Here is a 16285-nt window from a genome sequence, read left to right on the forward strand (position 1 = left end):
CATGCCTTCCGCACTCCCCGACGGCGAGCCCGTCCCCGCCGACGGCGCGCTGCCCGCGTCCGCGCTCGCCGGGGCCGCCGACCGCCCCCTCGGCTTCTACCTGCACGTCCCCTACTGCGCGACCCGCTGCGGCTACTGCGACTTCAACACGTACACCGCGACCGAGCTGCGCGGCAGCGGCGGCGTTCTGGCCTCCCGCGACAACTACGCCGGGACCCTCGTCGACGAGGTCCGCCTGGCGCGGAAGGTGCTGGGCGACGACCCGCGCGAGGTCCGCACGGTCTTCGTCGGGGGCGGTACGCCGACCCTGCTGGCCGCCGACGACCTCGTACGGATGCTGGGGGCGATCCGCGAGGAGTTCGGGCTGGCGGCGGACGCCGAGGTGACCACGGAGGCCAACCCGGAGTCGGTCGACCCGGCCTACCTGGCGGCCCTCCGCGCGGGTGGCTTCAACCGGATCTCCTTCGGCATGCAGAGCGCCCGGCAGCACGTCCTGAAGGTCCTCGACCGCACCCACACCCCCGGCCGCCCCGAGGCCTGCGTCGCCGAGGCCCGCGCGGCCGGCTTCGAGCACGTCAACCTCGACCTGATCTACGGCACCCCGGGGGAGTCCGACGACGACTGGCGGGCGTCCCTGGACGCGGCGATCGGCGCCGGTCCCGACCACGTCTCGGCGTACGCGCTGATCGTGGAGGAGGGCACCCAGCTCGCTCGCCGTATCCGCCGCGGCGAGGTCCCGATGACGGACGACGACGTCCATGCCGACCGCTACCTGATCGCCGAGGAGACGCTGTCGGCGGCGGGCTTCGACTGGTACGAGGTGTCCAACTGGGCCACCTCCGAGGCGGGCCGCTGCCTGCACAACGAGCTGTACTGGCGCGGCGCCGACTGGTGGGGCGCGGGGCCCGGCGCGCACTCGCACGTGGGCGGGGTGCGCTGGTGGAACGTCAAGCATCCGGGAGCGTACGCGGCGGCGCTCGCGGAGGGGCGGTCGCCGGGGGCGGGGCGCGAGGTCCTGTCGGACGAGGACCGGCGGGTCGAGCGGATCCTGCTGGAGCTTCGGCTCGAGGAAGGGGTTCCTCTCTCGCTCCTCCGTGCGGAGGGGCTTGCGGCGGCTCGCCGGGCCCTGGCGGACGGGCTGCTGGCCCCCGGCCCGTACGAGGAGGGCCGTGCGGCCCTCACCCTGCGGGGGCGGCTGCTCGCCGACGCGGTGGTGCGGGATCTGGTCGACTGACCTTTTTCTCGCCCCCGCCGCCCCTTCCCGTCCCGAACCGGGGGCGCTGCCCCCGGACCCCCGCTCCTCAAACTCCCCCAGAGGGGCTGAAAGTCAGCCCGTCCGGCGTTTGAGGACGAGGCCCGTTCAGGGCCGAAGGGGGGTCTGGGGGCGCAGCCCCCAGGGACGGGACGGGAAGGGGCGGCGGGGGCGAAGAACCATGCCGCTCAGGACGGTGCCGTGACGAAATCGATCAGTTCCTCCACGCGGCCCAGGAGCTGCGGCTCCAGGTCCCTGTACGACCGCACCGAGCCGAGGATCCGCTGCCACGCCTCGCCCGTGTTCGCCACGCGCCAGCCCAGCGCCGCGCACACCCCCGTCTTCCAGTCCTGACCCCGCGGCACCCGCGGCCACGCCTCGATGCCGACCGACGCCGGCTTCACCGCCTCCCAGACGTCGACGTACGGGTGGCCCACCACCAGCGCGTGCTCGCTCGTCACCGCCTCCGCGATCCGCCACTCCTTCGAGCCCGGCACCAGGTGGTCCACCAGGACGCCCAGCCGCGCGTCCGGGCCGGGGGAGAAGTCCTCGACGATCGACGGCAGGTCGTCGACGCCCTCCAGGTACTCGACGACCACACCCTCGATGCGGAGATCGTCGCCCCACACCTTCTCCACCAGCTCCGCGTCGTGCCGCCCCTCGACGTAGATGCGCCCCGCGCGGGCCACCCGCGCCCGCGCGCCGGGCACGGCGACGGACCCGGACGCCGTACGGGCGGGCCGCCGAGGGCCGGCGGCCGGCCGCACCAGCGTCACCACGCGCCCCTCCAGCAGAAAACCGCGCGGCTCCAGCGGGAACACCCGGTGCTTGCCGAAGCGGTCCTCCAGCGTCACCGTGCCCGCCTCGCAGCGGATCACCGCGCCGCAGAAGCCGGTGCCGGGTTCCTCCACCACCAGGCCCGGCTCGGCCGCGACCTCGGGGACCGGCTGCGGTTTCTTCCACGGAGGGGTGAGATCGGCGGAGTACTGGCGCATTCTGACGACGATACGAGGATCCCGCCCGCCGTGATCAGTCCGACACGCCGAAACGGGCCGCCAGGGCGTCACGCTGACGGCGTACGAACGCCGCGTCCACCACCGCTCCGTGACCGGGGACGTACCGCGCGTCCTCACCGCCCAGCTCCAGGAGCCGGTCCAGCGCGGCCGGCCAGTGCGACGGTACGGCGTCGGGGCCGGCCTGCGGTTCGCCCGACTCCTCGACCAGGTCGCCGCAGAACACCACCTCCGGATCGCCGGGGACGAGGACCGCGAGGTCGTGGGCGGTGTGCCCGGGGCCCACGTTCGCCAGCAGGACCTGCCGGCCGCCGGCCGGGCCGAGGTCGAGCGTCCACTCACCGGACACCGCGTGCCGCGGCGGGACCAGGGCCTCCACGGCCTCCTCCGCCACCCGCGCGTCCAGCCCCCACCGCACCGCGTCCGCGCGCAGTTCGGCACGCCCGCGCGCCGTCAGGACCGTCTCCATGCCCACCGCGCCGAACACCTCCGCGCCCGCGAACGCCGCCGCCCCGAGAACGTGGTCGAAGTGGGGGTGGGTGAGCGCGAGATGCGTCACACGGCGACCGGTGAGCGCCTGCGCCTGTGCCCGCAACCACGCGCCCTCGCCCAGCCCGGAACCCGCGTCGACGAGCAGCAGGCCCTCCGCGCCCACGACGAGCCCCGCCGTGCAGTCCCACCCCGGCAGCCGGTACCGTCCCACCCCGGGCGCCACTTGCTCCCATCCCGACTCTTCCCAAGTCACGGTCATGACGGGACGCTATCGGGGACGACGCCGTCCGGCGCGACGGCGCGGGGACCGCCCTTGCCCGGTGCGTACCCCCCGGCCGTACACTGGGCGGGGAGGTCTGGCACTCGCGTGCGAAGAGTGCCAGGCGGACAGGGAAGGTAGCGCGCGGAAGGCTTCTGGAGGTGTGCGCGATGCTCAGTGAACGCAGGCTCCAGGTGCTGCGCGCCATCGTCCAGGACTACGTGGGTACCGAGGAGCCCGTCGGCTCCAAGGCCCTCACCGAGCGGCACAACCTCGGCGTCTCCCCGGCCACCGTGCGCAACGACATGGCGGCCCTGGAGGACGAGGGCTTCATCGCCCAGCCGCACACCAGCGCCGGGCGCATCCCCACCGACAAGGGCTACCGGCTGTTCGTCGACAAGCTGGCCGGCGTCAAGCCCATGAGCCCGCCCGAGCGGCGGGCCATCCAGAACTTCCTCGAGGGCGCCGTCGACCTCGACGACGTGGTGGCCAGGACCGTGCGGCTGCTCGCGCAGCTCACCCGGCAGGTCGCCGTCGTGCAGTACCCGTCGCTGACCCGCTCCACGGTGCGGCACGTGGAACTGCTGTCCCTCGCCCCCGCGCGGCTGATGCTGGTGCTGATCACGGACACCGGGCGGGTCGAGCAGCGGATGGTCGACTGCCCGGCGCCGTTCGGCGAGTCGTCGCTGGCGGATCTGCGGGCGCGGCTCAACAGCCGGGTCGCCGGCCGCCGGTTCAGCGATGTGCCGAGCCTGGTCGAGGACCTCCCCGAGGCCTTCGAGGCGGACGACCGCGGTACGGTCTCGACGGTGCTCTCCACTCTCCTGGAGACGCTCGTCGAGGAGAACGAGGAGCGGCTGATGATCGGCGGCACCGCCAATCTCACCCGCTTCGGACATGACTTCCCTCTGGTGATCCGGCCCGTCCTGGAGGCGCTGGAGGAGCAGGTCGTGCTCCTCAAGCTGCTCGGTGAGGCGAAGGATCCGGGCGTGACCGTCCGTATCGGTCATGAGAACGCCCACGAGGGACTCAACTCCACGTCCGTCGTGTCGGTGGGCTACGGTTCGGGCGGCGAGGCTCTTGCCAAGCTCGGCGTGGTCGGACCGACCCGCATGGACTACCCGGGAACGATGGGAGCGGTACGCGCAGTGGCACGGTACGTCGGACAGATCCTGGCGGAGTCGTAGTGGCCACGGACTACTACGCCGTACTCGGCGTACGCCGCGACGCGTCGCAGGAGGAGATCAAGAAGGCCTTCCGGCGGCTCGCCCGCGAGCTGCATCCGGACGTCAATCCTGATCCCAAGACGCAGGAGCGGTTCAAGGAGATCAACGCCGCCTACGAGGTGCTGTCGGACCCGCAGAAGAAGCAGGTCTACGACCTCGGCGGCGACCCCCTCTCGCAGACCGGCGGCGGTGGCGCGGGCGGCTTCGGGGCCGGTGGCTTCGGCAACTTCTCCGACATCATGGACGCGTTCTTCGGCACGGCGTCGCAGCGCGGGCCGCGCTCGCGCACCCGCCGGGGCCAGGACGCGATGATCCGCATCGACGTCGAGCTCGACGAGGCCGCGTTCGGCACGACCAAGGACATCCAGGTCGACACGGCCGTCGTCTGCACGACGTGCAGCGGCGAGGGCGCGGCTCCGGGCACCACCGCGCAGACCTGTGACATGTGCCGGGGCCGCGGTGAGGTCTCGCAGGTCACGCGGTCCTTCCTGGGTCAGGTCATGACGTCCCGTCCCTGCCCGCAGTGCCAGGGCTTCGGCACGGTCGTCCCGACCCCGTGCCCGGAGTGCGCGGGCGACGGCCGCATCCGTTCCCGGCGCACCCTCACGGTCAAGATCCCGGCCGGTGTCGACAACGGCACCCGGATCCAGCTGGCCGGCGAGGGCGAGGTCGGGCCCGGCGGCGGTCCCGCCGGTGACCTGTACGTGGAGATCCACGAGCTGCCGCACGCGCAGTTCCAGCGGCGCGGCGACGACCTGCACTGCACGGTCACCATCCCGATGACGGCGGCGGCCCTCGGTACCAAGGTGCCGCTGGAGACGCTGGACGGCATGGAGGAGGTCGACATCCGGCCCGGCACCCAGTCCGGCCAGTCGATCCCGCTCCACGGCCGGGGCGTCACCCACCTGCGCGGCGGCGGCCGGGGCGACCTGATCATCCACGTCGAGGTCCAGACCCCGACCAAGCTCGACCCGGAACAGGAACGCCTGCTCCGCGAACTGGCCAAGCTCCGCGGCGAGGAACGGCCCACGGGGCAGTTCCAGCCGGGGCAGCAGGGGCTGTTCTCGCGGTTGAAGGATGCCTTCAACGGGCGCTGACCGGTTGGTGCCGGGCACGGGTGGTGGTCTGCTGCCGGGGGTGTCAGCCGGGGCAGCAGGGGCTGTTCTCGCGGTTGAAGGATGCCTTCAACGGGCGCTGAGGCACGTGTTCGGCAGGCGCTGACGCTGTCTCCACCGGCCTGTCGAAAAGTGGCTTATGCCAAGGGGAAGGGCAGATTCGGTGTGGGGCGGGGGACGTGACAACATGCCGTCATGTCCTCCGTACTGACCGATATCTGCCCGCACCCGATCGTGCAGGCACCCATGGCGGGCGGTGTCGCCGTGCCGCAGCTCGCCGCGGCCGTGTCCGAGGCGGGCGGGCTCGGTTTCCTGGCCGCCGGGTACAAGACCGCGGACGGGATGTACCAGGAGATCAAGCAGCTACGGGGACTGACCTCCCGGCCCTTCGGCGTCAACCTCTTCCTGCCGCAGCCGGAGACGGCCGACCCGGCCGCCGTCGGCGTCTACGCCCACCAGCTGGCCGGTGAGGCCGCCTGGTACGAGACCCGGCTCGGCGATCCCGACAGCGGCCGGGACGACGGCTACGACGCCAAACTCGCCGTGCTGCTGGACAACCCGGTGCCGGTGGTGTCGTTCCACTTCGGCGTGCCGGCCCGCGAGGTCCTGGACTCCCTGCGCCGCGTCGGTACGTTCACGCTGGTCACTGCCACGACCGCGGAGGAGGCCCAGGCCGTGGAACGGGCCGGCGCGGACGCGGTGATCGCGCAGGGCGTGGAGGCCGGCGGCCACCAGGGCACCCACCGGGACGTCCCGGAGACGGACGGCTCCGGCGTCGGACTGCTCTCCCTCGTCGCCCAGGTCCGGGATTCGGTCGGCATCCCGGTCGTCGCCGCCGGCGGCATCATGCGCGGCGGCCAGATCGCCGCCGTCCTCGCGGCCGGCGCCGCCGCGGCCCAGCTCGGCACGGCCTTCGTCGCCACCCACGAGTCCGGCGCGCACGCCCTGCACAAGCGGGCCCTCACCGACCCCCTGTACGCGCGCACCGAGCTGACCCGCGCCTTCTCCGGCCGCCCGGCCCGCGCCCTGGTCAACCGTTTCCTGCGCGAGCACGGCCCGTACGCGCCCGCCGCCTACCCGGACGTCCACCACCTCACCGCGCCCCTGCGCAAGGCCGCCGCCACGGCCGGCGACGCGCAGGGCCTGGCGCTGTGGGCGGGGCAGGGCCACCGGATGGCCCGCGAGCTGCCCGCCGGGCGGCTGGTGGAGGTGCTGGCCGCCGAACTGGCCGCCGCCCGGACGGCGTTGTCGGCGGGAGGTGCCCGATGACCGCGCCGGTGTTCGTCGTCGACCACTTCGACACGGACGGCTCCGGCCGCTACGTGCTCGACGGACCCGAGGGACGGCACGCCGTCTCCGTGAAGCGGCTGCGGGCCGGCGAGGACGTCGTCCTCACCGACGGCGCGGGCCGCTGGGCGGAGGGCGAGGTGGATGCCGCCGAGGGCAAGGACCGGCTGATCGTGCGGCTCGGTCACGTGGTGGAGGAACCCGAGGAGTTCCCCCGGCTCACCGTCGTCCAGGCCCTGCCCAAGGGAGACCGGGGCGAGGTGGCCGTGGAGACGATGACCGAGGTCGGCGTGGACGCGATCGTGCCGTGGGCGGCGTCGCGCTGCATCACGCAGTGGAAGGGCGAGCGGGGGCTGAAGTCCCTCGGCAAGTGGCGGGCGACGGCGCGGGAGGCCGGCAAGCAGTCCCGCCGGGTGCGCTTTCCGCGGGTCGCGGACGCGGCGACGAGCAAGCGGGTTGCGTCACTTCTGGCCGAAGCGGAGTTCGCTGCCGTGCTGCACGAGAGCGCTACGGAGTTCCTGGCGACCGCCGAACTTCCCGCCTCCGGGGACATCGTGCTGGTCGTCGGGCCGGAAGGCGGTGTCTCTCCGGAGGAGTTGGCGCTCTTCGAAGAGGCCGGCGCGCGTGCCGTGCGGCTGGGACCCAGTGTGCTGCGTACGTCCACGGCGGGAACGGCCGCGGCGGCGCTGCTGCTCGGGCGTACCGGGCGCTGGTCCTGACCTGAGGGTTTCTTCGCCCCCGCCGCCCTTACCCGTCCCATCCCGGGGGCGCTGCCCCCGGACCCCCGCTCCTCAAACGCCGGAGGGGCTGACTCCTAGCCCCTCCGGCGTTTGAGGAGCGGGGTCTGGGGCGGAGCCCCAGGTTCGGGACGGGAAGGGGCGGCGGGGGCGGACAACCAAGTGACCATATGCGCCCTACCGTCCCGCCGGTGACGGTGGCAGGCTGCCGTCCATGGGGGCGATGAACAGGGTTCCGCGTCAGTGGCGACGACAGGCACTCGCCGCCGGCTTCGCCGTGGCCGCCGTGGCCGGGATCACCGCGTGCGAGGGCGGCGGACTCAGCTCCGCGGCCGTCGCGTTCACGACCGACACGACCGTGACCGAGGAACTCGACCGGCGGAAGACCGACGTGCGCTGGCTCAGCTGCACCGGATCCTTCGGGGACAAGGGAAGCCAGGACACCGTCGCCTCCGTCGACTGCCAGGGCGAGACCCGGGACGGCAAGGAGATCACCGTCACCGGAAGGATCACCCACGCCGTCAACGGCGCCTGCGTACGCGGCAATCTCACCGCGAAGGTCGACGGGAAGCGGCTCTTCCAGGTCGACGGCCTGGGCGACTGCGACTCCACCAGCCCCCCGCGCGTGGGCGAACCCACGCACCGCGGCCCGAACCCCACCGTCACCGTGACCGTCACGACGACCGTGTGGTGCGAGCAGTACCCCTCCTGTCGCCCCGTCGAGGGCAAGTGATCCAAACCCCTGTCCAGGCGGCTCCCCCGTGCATAGGGTGATCGGGTGACACAGCCCGCATCGGTCGCATCCGCCGCTTATCTCCGGTTCCCGCATCTGCACGGCGAGTTGGTCGCCTTCACCGCCGAGGACGACGTGTGGCTCGCCCCGCTCGACGGCGGCCGGGCCTGGCGGGTCAGCGCGGACAACGTGCCCGTGACCCGGCCCCGTATCTCGCCGGACGGCACCACCGTCGCCTGGACCTCCACCCGCGACGGCGCCCCCGAGGTGCACGTCGCGCCCGTCGACGGCGGCCCCGCCAGACGCCTCACCCACTGGGGCAGCACCACCACCCGGACCCGCGGCTGGACGGCGGACGGCCGGGTCCTGGTGACCAGCTCCCAGGGCCAGGCCAGTTTCCGCCGCACCTGGGCCCGCGCCGTCCCCCTCGACGGCGGCCCCGCCGCCACCCTGCCCTACGGCCCCGTCGGCGACGTCGCCCAGGGCCCGCACACCGTGCTGCTGTCCGCGCCGATGAGCCGCGAGGCCGCCTGGTGGAAGCGCTACCGGGGCGGTACGGCGGGCAAGCTGTGGATCGACCGCGAGGGCGACGGCGAGTTCGTACGGCTGCACGAGGACCTCGACGGGAACATCGAGTGCCCGCTGTGGGTGGGGGAGAGGATCGCGTTCCTCTCCGACCACGAGGGCACCGGCGCCCTGTACTCCTCCCTCGCCGACGGCTCCGACCTCCGCAGGCACACCCCCCTCGGAGGCTTCTACGCCCGGCACGCCGCCGGCGACGGCACCCGCGTCGTCTACTCCAGCGCCGGTGAACTGTGGCTCCTCGACGACCTCGACGGGGCGGAGCCGCGCCGCCTCGACATCCGGCTCGGCGGGCAGCGCGTCGACCTCCAGCCGTTCCCGGTGAACGCCGCCCGCTGGTTCGGCGCCGCGTCCCCCGACCACACCGCGCGCGGCAGCGCCGTCTGCGTGCGCGGCACCGTCCACTGGGTCACCCACCGTGCCGGCCCCGCCCGCGCGCTCGCCGCGACCCCGGGCGTACGGGCCCGGCGGCCCCGCACCTTCCGCGCGGACGGCGAGGAGTGGGTGGTGTGGGTAACCGACGCCGAGGGCGACGACGCCCTGGAGTTCGCCCCCGCCACCGGACTCGCCCCGGGCGCCACCCCGCGCCGGATCGCCGCCGGGCGGCTGGGCCGCGTCGTGGGGCTCGCCATGGCCCCCGACGGCAGCCGCGCCGCCGTCGCCTCCCACGACGGCCGGGTCCTCCTCGTTGAGCGGGAGAGCGGCGAGGTCCGCGAGGTCGACCGCAGCGACAACGGCGACGTCTCCGGGCTGGTCTTCTCACCCGACTCCTCCTGGCTCGCCTGGTCCCACCCGGGACCGCGCCCGCTCAGCCAGCTCAAACTCGCCCACACCACCGACCTGTCGGTCACCGAGGCGACCCCGCTGCGCTTCCGGGACTACGCGCCCGCCTTCACCCTCGACGGCAGGCACCTCGCGTTCCTGTCGACCCGCTCCTTCGACCCGGTCTACGACGAGCACGTCTTCGACCTGGCCTTCGTCGAGGGCGTACGGCCGTACCTGATCACCCTCGCGGCGACCACCCCGTCGCCGTTCGGCCCGCAGCGGCACGGGCGGCCCTTCGAGACCCCGGACCGCGACGAGACCCCCGACAGCGAGGGCGCTCCCACCACCCGGATCGACCTCGACGGCCTCGCCGACCGCATCGTGCCGTTCCCGGTGGAGGCCGCCCGCTACACCAACCTGCGTGCCGCCAAGGACGGCGTGCTGTGGCTGCGGCACCCGGTGCGCGGCGTGCTCGGCGCCTCCCGCGCCACGCCCGACGACCCGGACCCCAAGACCGACCTGGAGCGCTACGACCTCGCCCAGCAGCGCATCGAGCATCTGGCCGTGGACGCCGACCACTTCGAGGTCAGCGGCGACGGCAAGCGGGTGCTGCTGTGGACGGACGGGCGGCTGAAGGTCGTCCCCAGCGACCGGCGCGCCTCCGGCGACGACGACAGCGACACCAACATCACCGTCGACCTGGACCGCGTACGCCAGTTCGTCGACCCGGCCGTCGAGTGGCGGCAGATGTTCGACGAGAACGGCCGCATCATGCGGGACAACTTCTGGCGTCCCGACATGAACGGCGTCGACTGGGACGGGGTCCTGGACCGCTACCGGCCCGTGCTCGACCGGCTCGCCACCCACGACGACCTGGTGGACCTGCTGTGGGAGGTGCACGGCGAACTCGGCACCTCGCACGCCTACGTCATCCCGCGCGGCGGCTACGGCGACGGGGCCCGGCAGGGACTGCTCGGAGCGGACATCTCCCGCCACGAGGACGGAAGTTGGCGGGTCGACCGGATCCTGCCCGCGGAGACCTCCGACCCGGACGCCCGCTCGCCGCTCGCCGCGCCCGGGGCCGCCGTACGGGTCGGGGACGCGATCGTCGCCGTCGCCGGACAGCCGGTCGACCCGGTGACCGGGCCGGCGCCGCTGCTGGTGGGGACGGCGGGGAAGCCGGTGGAGCTGACGGTGTCACCCGCGGGGGGCGGTGAGCCGCGGCACGCCGTGGTGGTGCCGCTCGCCGACGAGGAGCCGCTGCGGTACCACGCGTGGGTCGCGGACCGGCGGGCGTACGTGCTGGAGAAGTCCGGCGGGCGGCTGGGATACATCCACGTCCCCGACATGCAGGCGCCCGGGTGGGCGCAGATCCACCGCGACCTGAGGGTGGAGGTGCTGCGGGAGGGGCTGATCGTGGACGTGCGGGAGAACCGGGGCGGGCACACGTCGCAGCTCGTGGTGGAGAAGCTGGCCCGGCGGATCGTGGGATGGGACCTGCCCCGCGGGATGCGGGCGGAGAGCTATCCGCGGGACGCGCCCCGGGGGCCGGTGGTGGCGGTCGCCAACGAGTTCTCCGGGTCCGACGGGGACATCGTCAACGCGGCGATCCGCGCGCTGGGGATCGGGCCGGTGGTCGGCACCCGTACGTGGGGCGGCGTGATCGGCATCGACAGCCGGTACCGGCTGGTCGACGGGACGCTGGTGACCCAGCCCAAGTACGCCTTCTGGCTGGAGGGGTACGGGTGGGACGTGGAGAACCACGGGGTCGATCCGGACGTGGAGGTCGTGCAGCGGCCGCAGGACTACGCGGCGGGGCGGGACGTCCAGCTGGACGAGGCGGTTCGGCTGGCGCTGGAGGCGCTGGAGTCGACGCCGGCGAAGGTTCCTCCGGAGGTCGGGTGAGTCGGGGGCGTTGGTGTGTGCCGGGGGTGTCTGCGCAGCCCGGCGCTTACGGGGTGCCGCCGCGCCCACCCTCCCCCACTCTCGGCTTCGCTCGAGCGGGAGGTACCCCCACCGCCCTGGGGGTACCTCCCAGGCCCTTAAGGCACTGGGGGAGGCACGACTGCCCGCGGGAACGCCGGGCGCGGGTACGATGCTTCGTACGTGATCAGGTGGCTTGAGGAGGGTTCATGGCTGGGGAGCCTCAGGACGACTGTCTGTTCTGCAAGATCGTCGCGGGGAGCATTCCGGCGACGATCGTGCGGGAGACCGAGACCACCGTCGCGTTCCGTGACATAAACCCCCAGGCGCCCACCCATGTGCTGGTGATCCCGAAGGCGCACCACAAGGACGCCGCCGCCCTCGCCGCCGCCGCGCCCGAACTCGCCGCGGACGTACTGCGGGAGACGCAGGCCGTCGCCGACGAGGAAAAGCTGGAGAGCTACCGCATCGTCTTCAACACCGGCAGCGGCGCTGGCCAGACCGTCTGGCACGCGCACGCCCACGTCCTGGGCGGCCGCGGTCTCCAGTGGCCCCCGGGATAAGCAGCCTTGTCCGTACGTGAACTGGTGGTGCTCGGCACCGCCAGCCAGGTCCCCACCCGGCACCGCAACCACAACGGCTACCTGCTGCGCTGGGACGGCGAGGGCATCCTGTTCGACCCCGGCGAGGGCACCCAGCGCCAGATGCTGCGCGCCGGGGTCGCCGCCCACGACCTGAACCGGATCTGCGTCACCCACTTCCACGGCGACCACTCCCTCGGCCTCGCCGGAGTGATCCAGCGGATCAACCTCGACAAGGTGCCGCACCAGATCACCGCCCACTACCCGCGTTCCGGCCGGCGCTTCTTCGACCGTCTGCGCTACGCCACCGCCTACCGCGAGACCGTCGTCCTCACCGAGGCCCCGGTCGACACGGACGGCCCCCTCGACCGCACCCCCGGCTACACGCTGGAGGCACGCAGGCTCTCCCATCCCGTCGAGGCGTACGGCTACCGGCTGGTCGAACCCGACGGCCGGCGCATGCTGCCCGACCGGCTGGCCGCGCACGGCATCAAGGGCCCGGACATCGGCCGCATCCAGCGCGAGGGCGTGCTCGACGGGGTCCCGCTGGAGGAGGTCAGCGAGGTGCGGCGCGGGCAGCGGTTCGCGTTCGTCATGGACACCCGGCTGTGCGACGGGGTGTACGCGCTCGCCGAGGGCTGCGACATGCTGGTCATCGAGTCGACGTTCCTCGACGAGGACGAGGCGCTCGCCGTCGACTTCGGCCATCTGACCGCCGGACAGGCCGCCCGGGTCGCGCGCGACGCGGGCGTACGGCACCTCGTCCTCACCCACTTCAGCCAGCGCTACGCCGACCCCGAGGAGTTCGAACGGCAGGCGCGGGCGGCCGGGTACGAGGGCGAGCTGACCGTGGCACGGGACCTGCAACGGGTGGCACTTCCGAAGCGTCGGTGAAAACGCCGTACGATATTTCGATGCCCGTACCAAAAGCCGAATTGCACCTTCATATCGAAGGCACCCTGGAGCCCGAGCTGGCCTTCGCCCTCGCCGCCCGCAACAGTGTCGAGCTGCCCTACGCCGACACCGAGGCGCTCCGTGAGGCGTACCGCTTCGAGGACCTGCAGTCCTTCCTGAACCTGTACTACGAACTCATGGCGGTCCTGCGCACCGAGCGGGACTTCGAGGACCTCGCCGACGCCTACCTCGCCCGCGCCGCCGCGCAGGGCGTGCGGCACGCGGAGGTCTTCTTCGATCCGCAGGCGCACCTGGCGCGCGGTGTCGGCATGGGCACCGTCGTCGAGGGGCTGTGGCGGGCGCTGGGCCGGAGCCAGGAGACGCACGGGGTCTCCACCCGGCTGATCATGTGCTTCCTGCGGGACGAGTCCGCCGAGTCGGCGCTGGCCACGCTGGACGCCGCGAAGCCGTACCTGGACCGGATCACCGGGGTCGGCCTGGACTCGGCGGAGGTCGGGCATCCGCCGGCGAAGTTCCGGGAGGTGTACGAGGCCGCCGCCGCGCTGGGGCTGCGGCGGGTCGCCCACGCGGGGGAGGAGGGGCCGCCGGAGTACATCACCGAGGCGCTGGACGTCCTCGGCGTGGAGCGGGTCGACCACGGGCTGCGGTGTGTGGAGGACCCGGCGCTGGTGGAACGGCTGGTGCGGGAACGCGTGCCGCTGACGCTGTGTCCGCTGTCCAACGTCCGGCTGCGCACCGTGGACACCCTCGCCGACCACCCGCTGCCCGCGATGCTCGACGCCGGTCTGATGTGCACGGTCAACTCCGACGACCCGGCGTACTTCGGCGGCTACGCCGGGGACACCTTCGACGCGGTGCGCGAGACCCTGGGTCTCGGCCCGGAGCGCCTGCGTGAGCTGGCCCGCAACTCCTTCCTGGCCTCCTTCCTGGAGGACGACGAGGCGCTGCGGGCCCGGTACCTCGCCGAGGTGGAGGCGTACGACTTCTCGACCGTGTAGCCGCGGGCTTCAGTGGGGGGCGCCCGGTGCCCGGGTCGCCGCCGCCGTGTCGTAGGTGCGCCGGGCCGGGGCCGGGGTGCCGTCGAGGGGGATCTCGACCACCGGCTGTTCCGGGGCGCCGACCTCGGGGACCGCGCCCGTCGGGGTGCCGGTGGCCGCGGCGACCACCGCCGCCGGGTGGCCACCGCGGCGGCGGACCGCGCCCGGCAGCAGCGGACGCCCCCCGGTGTGCAGCGCGACCGCGGTCATCGGCAGCGCGACCAGCAGCAGACCGGTTCCGAGCACCGCGCCCATCACCGGGAACCCGGCCTGCGCGGACAGCACGCTGCCGGTCAGCGGCCCGGCGGCGGTCCCCAGGGACGACGCCGAGCCGACCAGCACGGCCCACCGCCCGCGCGGATCCAGCGAGGCCGCCAGCCCGATCAGGTACGACAGCACCACCGGGTAGACCGTGTTCCAGGCGATCTCACCAGTGGCGAAGCCGCCGAGACCGGTCGCGGAGGCGCTGAGCGCGATGCAGCCGGCGATGAGGACCGTGCCGCCGCCGATGGGCAGCGCCCGCCCCAGCCGCGATCCCAGCGCGCCCGCGCCCAGGACGCCCAGCAGTCCGGCGCCCAGCGCCACCGCGAAGACGACCCCCACGGTCGGCTCGGACAGGTGCGCCTGGCCGACCCCGATGCGCCCGCTCACGCCCCACAGCGCGTTCTGGGCGAGCGACCACAGCAGCATGGTGCCGGCCAGGACCGCGCCGGAACGCCGGTGCGGCAGCCGGGCGGCGGCGGTGTCGCCGGCCCCGGTGCGGCGCGGACCGGGCGTGCCGGCCGGCAGCCGGGACGTCAGCGGCCACACGGCCAGCGCGGTCAGGGCGATGGCGGCCAGGGTGAGCCCGTGTCCCGGCAGCCGCGGCACCGTCAGGTACACCACCCCCGCGAGCGCGGAGACGCTGAGCAGCCCGAGGGCGGACGCCCGGTGCGGATCGCGTTCGGCGGCGATCCGGGTGGCGGCGACCGTCGTGGCCGTACCGGAGCCGAACCCGCCGATCACCGCGCCGGCGACGACGGCCGGTACGGAGGTGGTGAGGGCGGCCCCGCCGTAGCCGACGGCGGCCAGCAGCAGGCCCAGCCGGGCCAGGGTCCGCGCCCCGGCCCGCTCCACGCGCGACGCCAGCAGGAACCCGGCGGTCGCCGAGCTCAGCAGCAGCGCGCTGCCGACGGCCCCCGCCTGGGTGGCGGAGAGGGCGAGTCCGCGTTCCAGCCGGCCGACGGTGGTCGGCAGCAGATACGGGGCGAGGTACCCGGCCGTGAAAAGGGCGACGAGGGGCCAGGGGGTGGTGCGGGGGGCGAACACGGGCGTTCCCAGGGCGTGCGGAAGGGACGGTGCGAGGACCGTGGGGAGGGAGGGGGCGACGACCGTCGATCGACGGGAGCGCGCGGGCAATTTGTATCAAGCGGGGGGAGGGCAGCGGGAGCGCGCGAGGTGTGATCTAGGTCACTATCGCGTTTGGGGTTCGGCGGGACTGGGTAACAGCGTCCGCTATCGCCAGTGAACGGCCCCGCCACCTGCGGGAATCGTCGTCTCCACCTTCGTCCGGATCTCCCGCATCACGGCGACGATCCGCTCCTCCCGCTCCGGCGTCAGCCGGGCCACCGGCACCGAGCAGCTGATGGCGTCCTGCGCCGGGGAGGCGTACCGCAGGGCGAAGCCGAAGCCGACGATCCCGGGCACGCCCTCCTCGCGGTCCACGGAGTAACCGCGTTCCCGCACCCCGGCCAGATCGGCGGCCAGCGACTCCCGTGAGGTGTGCGTGTTCGGCGTGGCCGCCTCGTACGGCCCCTCGGGCAGTTCCTCGTCCGGCCGCTCCGCCAGCAGCGCCTTGCCGAGCGCGCCCACGTGCGCCGGCAGCCGCCGCCCCACCCTGCTGATCGTCCTCAGGTACTCGTGCGACTCGCGGGTCGCCAGGTACGCCACGTCGTGGCCGTCCAGCCGCCCCAGGTGGATCGTCTCGCCCAGCGCGTCGGACGCCTCGTCCAGATACGGGCGTACGGCCCGCACGCGCGGGTCCGAGTCGAGGTAGCTGGTGCCGGTGAGCAGGGCGCGGATGCCGATGCCGTACAGCGAGCCGGTGACGTCGGTGCGGACCCAGCCGCGCGCGATCAGGGTCTGCAGCAGCGCGTACATCGAGCTGCGCGGCACCTTCAGCGTGTCCGCCAGCTCCTGGAGGCGCGCCGGACGGTCACCGCGCGCGGCGAGCAGCTCCAGTACCTCCATCGTGCGCGCGGCGGACTTGACCTCGCGCACGCCCCCTGTCTCCGGCATGCGCCGATCGTAGACCGGCCCGACGAGGTCCGGGACGGGCCATTGACGGTTCTCGTTCGCCTACTTAACCTTCATTTTCATACATGGATGA

The 16285-nt window shown here is 73.5% G+C and carries 14 protein-coding genes; 10 read left to right on the forward strand and 4 right to left on the reverse strand.

All coding sequences use genetic code 11. The annotated features are described in order from the left end of the window. Window position 1: 1 nt before the first annotated feature. On the forward strand, window positions 2-1234 hold the full coding sequence (gene hemW / locus IH50_RS0106530) for a radical SAM family heme chaperone HemW (protein WP_030858244.1): 1233 nt from the start codon (window positions 2-4) through the stop codon (window positions 1232-1234). Between the two features lie 206 nt (window positions 1235-1440). On the opposite strand, the gene IH50_RS0106535 is transcribed toward hemW, so the two are convergent. Together IH50_RS0106535 and IH50_RS0106540 are read right to left on the reverse strand one after the other, a co-directional pair. Further along, window positions 1441-2247 carry a DUF3097 domain-containing protein gene (locus IH50_RS0106535; RefSeq protein WP_030858246.1) on the reverse strand — a complete coding sequence of 269 codons (807 nt, stop codon included), beginning with the start codon at window positions 2245-2247 and terminating at the stop codon, window positions 1441-1443. Between the two features lie 34 nt (window positions 2248-2281). Continuing rightward, window positions 2282-3016: an MBL fold metallo-hydrolase gene (locus IH50_RS0106540; protein ID WP_030858248.1), complete on the reverse strand. Its 735-nt coding sequence runs from the start codon at window positions 3014-3016 to the stop codon at window positions 2282-2284. Between the two features lie 170 nt (window positions 3017-3186). On the opposite strand from IH50_RS0106540, the gene hrcA reads away from it, so the two are divergent. The 9 genes from hrcA to IH50_RS0106585 all read left to right on the forward strand — a co-directional run bounded on the left by hrcA (window position 3187) and on the right by IH50_RS0106585 (window position 13878). After that, on the forward strand, window positions 3187-4203 hold the full coding sequence (gene hrcA / locus IH50_RS0106545; protein WP_030858250.1) for a heat-inducible transcriptional repressor HrcA: 1017 nt from the start codon (window positions 3187-3189) through the stop codon (window positions 4201-4203). Then, entirely contained in the window at window positions 4203-5339 is a 1137-nt protein-coding gene (gene dnaJ, locus IH50_RS0106550; RefSeq protein ID WP_030858252.1) for a molecular chaperone DnaJ, read from the forward strand. Before hrcA ends, dnaJ begins: the two co-directional genes overlap by 1 nt. Before the next feature lie 213 nt (window positions 5340-5552). Next, a complete protein-coding gene (locus IH50_RS0106555; RefSeq protein WP_030858254.1) occupies window positions 5553-6626 on the forward strand; it encodes a nitronate monooxygenase in 1074 nt (357 codons plus the stop codon). Then, window positions 6623-7363 carry a 16S rRNA (uracil(1498)-N(3))-methyltransferase gene (locus tag IH50_RS0106560; RefSeq protein WP_030858257.1) on the forward strand — a complete coding sequence of 247 codons (741 nt, stop codon included), beginning with the start codon at window positions 6623-6625 and terminating at the stop codon, window positions 7361-7363. Before IH50_RS0106555 ends, IH50_RS0106560 begins: the two co-directional genes overlap by 4 nt. A gap of 241 nt (window positions 7364-7604) precedes the next feature. Further along, on the forward strand, window positions 7605-8114 hold the full coding sequence (locus IH50_RS0106565; protein ID WP_420709018.1) for a hypothetical protein: 510 nt from the start codon (window positions 7605-7607) through the stop codon (window positions 8112-8114). Between the two features lie 45 nt (window positions 8115-8159). Further along, complete coding sequence (locus tag IH50_RS0106570) at window positions 8160-11366, forward strand: S41 family peptidase (protein WP_030858261.1); 3207 nt, start codon at window positions 8160-8162, stop codon at window positions 11364-11366. Window positions 11367-11593: 227 nt separating this feature from the next. Continuing rightward, the gene (locus IH50_RS0106575; RefSeq protein WP_030858263.1) at window positions 11594-11947 is read left to right on the forward strand and encodes a histidine triad nucleotide-binding protein; all 354 of its coding nucleotides are present in this window, start codon (window positions 11594-11596) and stop codon (window positions 11945-11947) included. A gap of 6 nt (window positions 11948-11953) precedes the next feature. Further along, on the forward strand, window positions 11954-12859 hold the full coding sequence (locus IH50_RS0106580; RefSeq protein WP_030858265.1) for a ribonuclease Z: 906 nt from the start codon (window positions 11954-11956) through the stop codon (window positions 12857-12859). Between the two features lie 20 nt (window positions 12860-12879). Then, window positions 12880-13878, forward strand: coding sequence for an adenosine deaminase (locus IH50_RS0106585; RefSeq protein WP_030858267.1), 999 nt, complete (start codon window positions 12880-12882; stop codon window positions 13876-13878). Between the two features lie 9 nt (window positions 13879-13887). On the opposite strand, the gene IH50_RS0106590 is transcribed toward IH50_RS0106585, so the two are convergent. Then, on the reverse strand, window positions 13888-15225 hold the full coding sequence (locus IH50_RS0106590) for an MFS transporter (protein WP_030858269.1): 1338 nt from the start codon (window positions 15223-15225) through the stop codon (window positions 13888-13890). 186 nt (window positions 15226-15411) lie between these two features. Further along, the gene (locus IH50_RS0106595; protein ID WP_030858271.1) at window positions 15412-16194 is read right to left on the reverse strand and encodes an IclR family transcriptional regulator; all 783 of its coding nucleotides are present in this window, start codon (window positions 16192-16194) and stop codon (window positions 15412-15414) included. Window positions 16195-16285: the final 91 nt, after the last annotated feature.

The sequence above is a fragment of the Streptomyces sp. NRRL S-37 genome (genome assembly GCF_000721605.1).
GTDB lineage: Bacteria > Actinomycetota > Actinomycetes > Streptomycetales > Streptomycetaceae > Streptomyces.

What these genes read in the sequence shown, in the direction of transcription:
- hrcA (WP_030858250.1), top strand. Translation starts at nt 3,187, where the DNA reads ATGCTCAGTGAACGCAGGCTCCAGGTGCTGCGCGCCATCGTCCAGGAC.
- IH50_RS0106555 (WP_030858254.1), top strand. Translation starts at nt 5,553, where the DNA reads ATGTCCTCCGTACTGACCGATATCTGCCCGCACCCGATCGTGCAGGCA.
- IH50_RS0106595 (WP_030858271.1), bottom strand. Translation starts at nt 16,194, where the DNA reads ATGCCGGAGACAGGGGGCGTGCGCGAGGTCAAGTCCGCCGCGCGCACG.
- IH50_RS0106535 (WP_030858246.1), bottom strand. Translation starts at nt 2,247, where the DNA reads ATGCGCCAGTACTCCGCCGATCTCACCCCTCCGTGGAAGAAACCGCAG.
- hemW (WP_030858244.1), top strand. Translation starts at nt 2, where the DNA reads ATGCCTTCCGCACTCCCCGACGGCGAGCCCGTCCCCGCCGACGGCGCG.
- IH50_RS0106565 (WP_420709018.1), top strand. Translation starts at nt 7,605, where the DNA reads ATGAACAGGGTTCCGCGTCAGTGGCGACGACAGGCACTCGCCGCCGGC.
- IH50_RS0106585 (WP_030858267.1), top strand. Translation starts at nt 12,880, where the DNA reads ATGCCCGTACCAAAAGCCGAATTGCACCTTCATATCGAAGGCACCCTG.
- IH50_RS0106575 (WP_030858263.1), top strand. Translation starts at nt 11,594, where the DNA reads ATGGCTGGGGAGCCTCAGGACGACTGTCTGTTCTGCAAGATCGTCGCG.
- IH50_RS0106560 (WP_030858257.1), top strand. Translation starts at nt 6,623, where the DNA reads ATGACCGCGCCGGTGTTCGTCGTCGACCACTTCGACACGGACGGCTCC.
- IH50_RS0106540 (WP_030858248.1), bottom strand. Translation starts at nt 3,016, where the DNA reads ATGACCGTGACTTGGGAAGAGTCGGGATGGGAGCAAGTGGCGCCCGGG.